This is a genomic window from Paucibacter sp. XJ19-41, assembly GCF_028462495.1.
Taxonomy (GTDB): domain Bacteria; phylum Pseudomonadota; class Gammaproteobacteria; order Burkholderiales; family Burkholderiaceae_C; genus Roseateles_E.
Window position 1 is genome coordinate 1 of sequence record NZ_JAQOWX010000182.1, and the last position, 6,830, is coordinate 6,830.

The window sequence follows — 6,830 nt, forward strand, 5'->3', positions numbered from 1 at the left end:
CGGCGCCGCGCTGCTGCTGGTGGGCCGCTCGCCGGCAAGGCTGGCCGCCCAGGTCCATGAGCTGGGCCAGCGCCATGGCGTCGAGCCGGCGCGGCTGCGCTGGGTGGCCACCGATCTGGCCCAGGCCGAGCGCCTGCGGCCGCTGGCCGAGATCGCGGCCGACTGGGGCTGCAATGTGCTGGTGCATGGCGCCGGCGCGCCCAGCTTCGGCCGGCTCGAAACCCTGGAGCCCACTGCGATACGCCAGCTGCTGGACATCAATCTGCTCGCACCGATGCTGCTGAGCCAGGCGCTGCTGCCGCATCTGCGCTGCCAGCCGCGCGCGCAAATCATCTGCATCGGCTCGGCACTGGGCAGGCTGGGCCTGCCGGGTTTCAGTGCTTACAGCGCCAGCAAGTTCGGCCTGCGCGGCTTTGCCGAGGCGCTGCGCCGCGAGCTGGGCGACAGCCGGGTGCGGGTGCAGTACCTGGGCCCGCGCAGCACCCGCACCGAGTTCAACAACGCCGGCGTGCAGGCCTATAACCGTGCCACCGGCACCGCGATGGATGCGCCCGAGCGGGTTGCCCAGGCCCTGCTGCGCCTGCTGGAGAGCGAGGGCGCCGAGCGCTTCATCGGCTTTCCCGAAACACTGGCGGTCCGGCTCAACGGCCTGGCCGGCCCGTTGCTGGACGGCGCCTTCGCCAAACACCGCCGCAGCCTGCCGCCGCTGCTGCAACAACCGTCCCCGGACGGCGCCCCCGCGACCCTCACCTGCTGACAAGGACCCATCCATGAAGATTTCATTGCACCTGAGCATGCTGCTTGCTTTGGCTGGCGCCCCGATGGCCCAGGCCGCCGCTGTCGACGACGCCGTCACCGAGATCCAGCACGACTGGGAGGTGATCCGCTACCAGACCCCGGCGGCCGAGCGCGAGAAGCGCTTCGAGGCCCTGGCCGCCAAGGCCCACAAGCTCAGCGAGAGCTTTGCCGGCCGCAGCGAGCCGCTGGTCTGGGAGGGCATCGTCGTCAGCTCCTGGGCCGGTGAGAAGGGCGGCCTGGGCGCGCTGGGCCTGGTCAAGCAGGCCAAGGCGCTGTATGAAGCGGCGATACAGATCGACGGCAATGCGCTGGACGGCTCGGCCTACAACAGCCTGGGCGTGCTGTACTACAAGGTGCCGGGCTGGCCGATCGCTTTCGGCGACAAGGCCAAGGCGCGCGAGCTGCTGCAAAAGGCGCTGGCGCTGAATCCCAAGGGCATAGACCCCAATTTCTTCTATGCCGAATACCTGATCGAGACCAGGCAGCCGGCCGAGGCGCAGACCTATCTGGAGCGCGCGCTGCAGGCGCCGGCCCGGCCCGGCCGCCAGATCGCCGACACCGGTCGGCGCGAGGAGGCGCGGGCTCTGCTCGAAAAGACCAAGTCCCGCTAAGCCTGGCTGAGCCCGGCTAGGCCCGGCTCAGCACGGCCCGGAAGCCGCGCCCGTCGGCGCCGGCGCCGAACGCCAGCTTCAGCCGGTGCAGCGCGGCGATGCGCTGCGCGATGGACAGGCCCAGGCCGCTGCCGCTCTCCGCCTGGCCCTCGCTGCGGTGGAAGCGTTCGCCCAGGCGCGCCAGTTGCTCGGCCGTCAGCGGCTCGCCCTCGTTCTCGACGCTGAGCCGCCCGGGCTCGAAGCGCAGCGTGGCCGTCGTGCCCGGCGGCGCGTAGCGCACTGCGTTGTCCAGCAGATTGCGCAGCAGCACCATCATCAGCTGCTCGTCGCCCAGCAGCGGCAGCGCATGCTCGCCCGGCGCCGGCCAGTCGCAGGCAAGCTCGATGCGGCGGCGCTCGGCCAGCGGCAGGCAGTCGCTGATCACCTGCTCGACGATGACCGGCCAGCGCAGCTCGCTGCTGTGGCCCAGGCCGGCGCTGGCCTCCAGGCGCGAGAGCGCCAGCATCTGGGTGACCAGGCGGTCCATGCGCTCCAGCCCGGCACCCAGCTTGGCCTCGGCGGCGGCGCGCTCCTCGGCGCTGGCCGAGCGGCGCACGACATCCCATTGCGCGCGCAGCACGGCCAGCGGCGTGCGCAGCTCATGGGCGGCATCGGCGGTGAAACGGCGCTCGCGCGCCAGCATGGAATCGATGCGCTCGAACAGGCCGTTCATCGCCCCCACCAGCGGCTTCAGCTCGGCCGGCGCATGGCTTTGCGGCACCGGCTGCAGATCATTCGGGCCGCGGCCCTGCAGCTCGGCGGTCAACTGGTGCACCGGAGCCAGCGCCCGCCGCACCGCCCAGGCCATCGCCAGCAGCAGCACCGGCAGCACCAGCAGCCAGGGCCCGAGCTGGCTGGCGGTAAGGTCGAACACCAGTTCGTCGCGTTCATAGGCCTTCTGCCCGGCCGCCACCAGCCATTGCCCGCCGGCTGATTGCAGGTAGTAGACCCGCCAGGGCTCGGCCTCCAGCGTCAGATCGACAAAACCGGCCGCCTCGGCACGGCGCGGCAGCTGCACGCCCTCACGGTCGGACAGCAGCAGCTGGCCGCCGGCGTCCCAGACCGCGATGGCCAGATCGCGCACATCGGCTTCGCCGGCATCGGCCGCGCTGCTCTGCGCTGGCGCAGCGCCCTCACGCTCGGCCGGCTGGGTCGAGCTCAGCGTGGCCTGCACCTGGCGGGCCAGCCGGATCATCTCGGTGTCGAAGAGTTCGTTGACCTCATGCCGGGCCCGGTCCACCGAGATGAAGAGCGCCACGCCCCAGACCAGCGGCGCGCACATCAGCAGATAGAGCAGCAGCCGCCGCTGGATGCTCACTGGGATTCCTCTGCGGCGCCCAGCGCATAGCCGACGCCACGCACGGTGCGCACGATGGCCGGGTCGATCTTGCGGCGCAGATGGTGGATATGTACCTCCAGCGCGTTGCCCTCGGGCTCGCCGCCGCTCCAGTCGTAGAGCTTGTCCTTCAGATGTTCCTTGCTGAGCACGCGCTGCGGATGGGCCATCAAGACCTCTAGCAGCGCCATCTCGCGCCCGGTCAGCTCGACGGGCTGGCCGCGCCAGTGCACCTGCTTGGCGGCCGGGTCATAGGCCAGCGCGCCGTGCTGCCAGACCGATTGGGCCCGGCCGGCGGAGCGCCGCAGCATCGCTCGCAGCCGCGCGGCCAGCTCGTCTATCGTGATCGGCTTGACCAGATAGTCATCGGCGCCGGCATCCAGCCCGGCAATGCGTTGCTCGACGGCGTCGCGCGCCGTCAGTATCAGCACCGGCAGCGCCAGCCCCGAGGCGCGCCAGCGCGCCAGCCACTGCATGCCGTCACCGCCGGGCAGGCCCAGGTCCAGCACCATCGCGTCATAGAGTGCGCCGGCCAGCGCTGCGCCGGCGCTGGCGCCATCGCGGAACCAGTCGACCGCATGGCCCAGCTGGCGCAGGCCGCTGGCCAGGGCATCGCCCAGCTGGGCATCATCTTCAACGACAAGGAGGCGCATGGGTGGCGATGCTAGGCGTTCTTGACGCGGATCGCCATCGTGATGAAGAACAGCGCGATGCTGCGCGCCGCCGGCGCGCGCCTTGCGACGGCCTTTCAGAATGCGGTGATCACGCCACCCTGTGCTTCGTAGCCGGTGAGAGAAGGCCCCCAGGAGCTGCCATTCCACCACTTGTGGAACAGGGCGCTGTTGGTGCCGGTGACGAAGACATCGAGCCGGTTGGGGCCCCAGGCTACGGCGCGCGGAGGCGAGGTGCAGATGCCGCCCATGGCTTCGTAGCCGGTCAGCGAGGGTCCCCAGGCGCTGCCGTTCCACCACTTGTGATAGAGCTGGCTGTCGGTGCCGATGACGAAGACATCAAGCCGGTTGGGACCCCAGGAGACGGCGTCGGGCACCGTGGTGAAGATGCCGCCGATGCGCTCGCATCGGGTCAGCGGAGGCCCCAGGCACTGGCGTTCCACCACTTGTGATACAGCGCGCCATCGGTGCCGTTGACGAAGACATCGATGCGCTTGGGGCCCCAGCAGACCGCGCGCGGCGCGCTGGTGCAGACTCCGCCCATGGCCTCCCAGCCGGTCAGCGAGGGCCCCCAGGCGCTGCCGTTCCACCACTTGTGATAGAGCTGGCGATCGGTGCCGAGCACAAAGATATCGAGCCGGTTGGGGCCCCAGGAGACGACCTCGGGCTGGCCCAGAATGGTGCCGCCCATGGCCTCGTAGCCGGTCAGCGAGGGCCCCCAGGCGCTGCCGTTCCACCACTGGTGATAGAGCTGGCGGTCGGTGCCGAGCACGAAGACATCCAGCCGGTTGGGGCCCCAGGAGACGACCTCGGGCTGGCCGAGAATGGGGCCGCCCATGGCCTCGTAGCCGGTCAGCGAGGGCCCCCAGGCGCTGCCGTTCCACCACTAGTGAAAGAGGGCGCGGTTGCTGCCGATCACGAAGACATCGAGGCGGTTCGCGCCCCAGGTCACCACCGGGCCCGAGCTGCTGCGCGGGGCGCCGGCGGCCAGGCCCAGGCCCTGTGCCAGCACGGCCAGATTGAGTTGCACGATCTGCTGGGCCAGACCGGCGTGCAGCTTGTCCGCGGTGTCGGCCGCGGTGTGGATGTCGTGGTTGCTGCTGTCGGCGCCCTCGATGGTCAGCACCGCAGGCAGGCCGGCATCGATAAAGGGCACATGGTCGCTGGCAAAAGGCGTCAGTGAGGTCTGTACCGCCAGGCCGGTGTAGTCGGCTGCGGCGGCGGCCAGCGCATCGATCAGGCCCTGGGACAGCGGCGCGCCCTCCAGCATCACGGTGGGCGAGCCGGTGTTCTGGCGCGCAATCATGTCCATATTGATCACGCCGGCGATGCGCGCCCGCTCGGCGGCCGGCAGAGCGGCCACGTATTGCCGGCTGCCGCGCAGCCCCTGCTCCTCGCCGCCGAACAGCAGGACGCGAAAGTCGTCGTTCAAGGCTTGCGGCGCCAGCAACTGGGCGATCTCCAGAGCGCCCGCCACACCGCTGGCGTTGTCGTCGGCGCCGGGCGCCGCGGCCCCGGCGCCACCGGCATGGTTGATCGAATCCAGATGCGCGGTCAGCAGCCACAGCCGACGGGGGGGACTGCCGCTGCCGCGCTTGTCGGCCACGATGTTGAGGCTGGATCCGCTGCTCAGCGCTACCGGTATGGCCACGGCGCCAAAGCCCAGGCTGGCCAGTCGGCTGCGGCACCACTCCGCAGCCTGGACAAACTCGGCGCTGGCCGAGTGTCGGCTGCGCCAGGCCGTCAGGCTGTTTACGGTCTGCAGCAGGCGTGCCTGCGAGACCTGGGCGGTCAGCGCCGCGATGGCCGGCTGCTGCACACGCGCACCGCTGCGATCCAGCGCGAGCGGTTTCAGCACTACCTGTCCGGCGGGCAGCGGTATCATGCCGAAACAGGCTTCCTCGTCCTCGGCCCGCAGCGCCGCCAACTCGGCTGGCTCCAGATCAACGATCAGGTAGCGCCCCTTGTTCAGCAGCACCCGCGCGTCCGGATGCTCGACCAGAAAGGCATTGCCTACCTGCACCACCAGGTAGGGCTGACCCTGCAACGTCGGATGCATCACGCCCGCGCCAGGCGCAATATCGGTCATATCCGTATCGGCATCGTCGAGCTGCCAGTAAATGATCTGGTCATCGAGCCGGCACCAGGCGAGGCCGTTGCATGCCTGGACCGGACATGCGGCGGCATCGGTGGCCGCAACCACCCTGTAGTGCTTTGACATGGCCGCCTCCTTGGGCTCAGTCGCTCGGGAGCAGGCGCAGCACCAACTTGTCGGCTGCGGCCTCGACCAGTTCCAGCGTGCATGCCGTCTGCCCGGCGCCGCCAGCCATGCGGAAGCGGTTCATGCCCAGCGGGCTGCAGCTGACGAGCTCCAGCCTGTCATCGGGGCCGGGCAACTGTTGCGTCATCTGACCGTCGGCATCGAAGCTCAGATGCGCGCGGCCCCGCCGGGCCGGCGGGAAGACGAAGCTGGCGACGGGTCGGTAGACGCGCAGATCGCCCTGGTCCTCTTCGAAGGAGTGGGCCCAGTCGCCACCGGGGGGCGCGGCATCTTGCTCCATTGATCGCATCGCCATTTCGTCCTGCCTTTCAGAATGCGGTTATCACGCCACCCTGTGCTTCGTAGCCGGTGAGAGAAGGCCCCCAGGAGCTGCCATTCCACCACTTGTGATAGAGCGGGCTGTCGGTGCCGATGACGAAGACATCCAGCCGGTTGGGACCCCAGGAGACGGCCTCGGGCACCGTGGTGCAGATGCCGCCCATGCGTTCCCAGCCGGTCAGCGAGGGCCCCCAGGCGCTGCCATTCCACCACTTGTGGAACAGGGCGCTGTTGGTGCCGGTGACGAAGACATCGAGCCGGTTGGGGCCCCAGGCGACGGCGCGCGGGGGCGAGGTGCAGATGCCGCCCATGGCTTCGTAGCCGGTCAGCGAGGGCCCCCAGGCGCTGCCAGTCCACCCCTTGTGATAGAGCTGGCTGTCGGTGCCGATGACGAAGACATCAAGCCGGTTGGGACCCCAGGAGACGGCCTCGGGCACCGTGGTGCAGATGCCGCCCATGCGTTCCCAGCCGGTCAGCGAGGGCCCCCAGGCGCTGCCGTTCCACCACTTGTGATACAGCGCGCCATCGGTGCCGTTGACGAAGACATCGATGCGATTGGGTCCCCAGCAGACCGCGCGCGGCGCACTGGTGCAGACGCCACCCATGGCCTCCCAGCCGGTCAGCGAGGGTCCCCAGGCGCTGCCGTTCCACCACTTGTGATAGAGCTGTCGATCAGTGCCGACGACGAAGACGTCGAGCCGGTTGGGGCCCCAAGAGACGACCTCGGGCTGGCCCAGAATGGTGCCGCCCATGGCCTCGTAGCCGGTCAGCGAGGG

At 69.8% G+C, this 6,830-nt stretch carries 8 protein-coding genes and 1 pseudogene; 2 read left to right on the forward strand and 7 right to left on the reverse strand.

Going from position 1 to position 6,830, the window contains the following annotated elements; all coding sequences use genetic code 11:
* Both PO768_RS27025 and PO768_RS27030 read left to right on the forward strand, forming a co-directional pair.
* Window positions 1–757 (forward strand): SDR family oxidoreductase (locus PO768_RS27025; RefSeq protein ID WP_272648530.1); only part of this gene is annotated, 757 nt, incomplete at its 5' end.
* Window positions 758–770: 13 nt separating this feature from the next.
* Window positions 771–1,409, forward strand: coding sequence for a tetratricopeptide repeat protein (locus PO768_RS27030; RefSeq protein WP_137941234.1), 639 nt, complete (start codon window positions 771–773; stop codon window positions 1,407–1,409).
* Window positions 1,410–1,425: 16 nt separating this feature from the next.
* Here the strand turns inward: PO768_RS27030 and PO768_RS27035 are convergent, their stop codons facing one another.
* From PO768_RS27035 to PO768_RS27065, 7 genes and pseudogenes are all read right to left on the reverse strand, one after another.
* Window positions 1,426–2,766: an ATP-binding protein gene (locus tag PO768_RS27035; RefSeq protein ID WP_272648531.1), complete on the reverse strand. Its 1,341-nt coding sequence runs from the start codon at window positions 2,764–2,766 to the stop codon at window positions 1,426–1,428.
* Complete coding sequence (locus PO768_RS27040; protein ID WP_272648532.1) at window positions 2,763–3,437, reverse strand: winged helix-turn-helix domain-containing protein; 675 nt, start codon at window positions 3,435–3,437, stop codon at window positions 2,763–2,765. Before PO768_RS27040 ends, PO768_RS27035 begins: the two co-directional genes overlap by 4 nt.
* 95 nt (window positions 3,438–3,532) lie before the next feature.
* The gene (locus PO768_RS27045; RefSeq protein ID WP_272648533.1) at window positions 3,533–3,898 is read right to left on the reverse strand and encodes a hypothetical protein; all 366 of its coding nucleotides are present in this window, start codon (window positions 3,896–3,898) and stop codon (window positions 3,533–3,535) included.
* On the reverse strand, window positions 3,868–4,293 hold the full coding sequence (locus PO768_RS27050) for a hypothetical protein (protein ID WP_272648534.1): 426 nt from the start codon (window positions 4,291–4,293) through the stop codon (window positions 3,868–3,870). Before PO768_RS27050 ends, PO768_RS27045 begins: the two co-directional genes overlap by 31 nt.
* 48 nt (window positions 4,294–4,341) lie before the next feature.
* On the reverse strand, window positions 4,342–5,676 hold the full coding sequence (locus tag PO768_RS27055) for a M28 family metallopeptidase (protein WP_272648535.1): 1,335 nt from the start codon (window positions 5,674–5,676) through the stop codon (window positions 4,342–4,344).
* Between the two features lie 16 nt (window positions 5,677–5,692).
* Window positions 5,693–6,016 carry a hypothetical protein gene (locus tag PO768_RS27060; RefSeq protein WP_272648536.1) on the reverse strand — a complete coding sequence of 108 codons (324 nt, stop codon included), beginning with the start codon at window positions 6,014–6,016 and terminating at the stop codon, window positions 5,693–5,695.
* 28 nt (window positions 6,017–6,044) lie between these two features.
* Window positions 6,045–6,830, reverse strand: a pseudogene (locus PO768_RS27065) (M43 family zinc metalloprotease); the annotation flags it as partial.

What these genes read in the sequence shown, in the direction of transcription:
- PO768_RS27030 (WP_137941234.1), top strand. Translation starts at nt 771, where the DNA reads ATGAAGATTTCATTGCACCTGAGCATGCTGCTTGCTTTGGCTGGCGCC.
- PO768_RS27040 (WP_272648532.1), bottom strand. Translation starts at nt 3,437, where the DNA reads ATGCGCCTCCTTGTCGTTGAAGATGATGCCCAGCTGGGCGATGCCCTG.
- PO768_RS27050 (WP_272648534.1), bottom strand. Translation starts at nt 4,293, where the DNA reads ATGGGCGGCCCCATTCTCGGCCAGCCCGAGGTCGTCTCCTGGGGCCCC.
- PO768_RS27055 (WP_272648535.1), bottom strand. Translation starts at nt 5,676, where the DNA reads ATGTCAAAGCACTACAGGGTGGTTGCGGCCACCGATGCCGCCGCATGT.
- PO768_RS27060 (WP_272648536.1), bottom strand. Translation starts at nt 6,016, where the DNA reads ATGGAGCAAGATGCCGCGCCCCCCGGTGGCGACTGGGCCCACTCCTTC.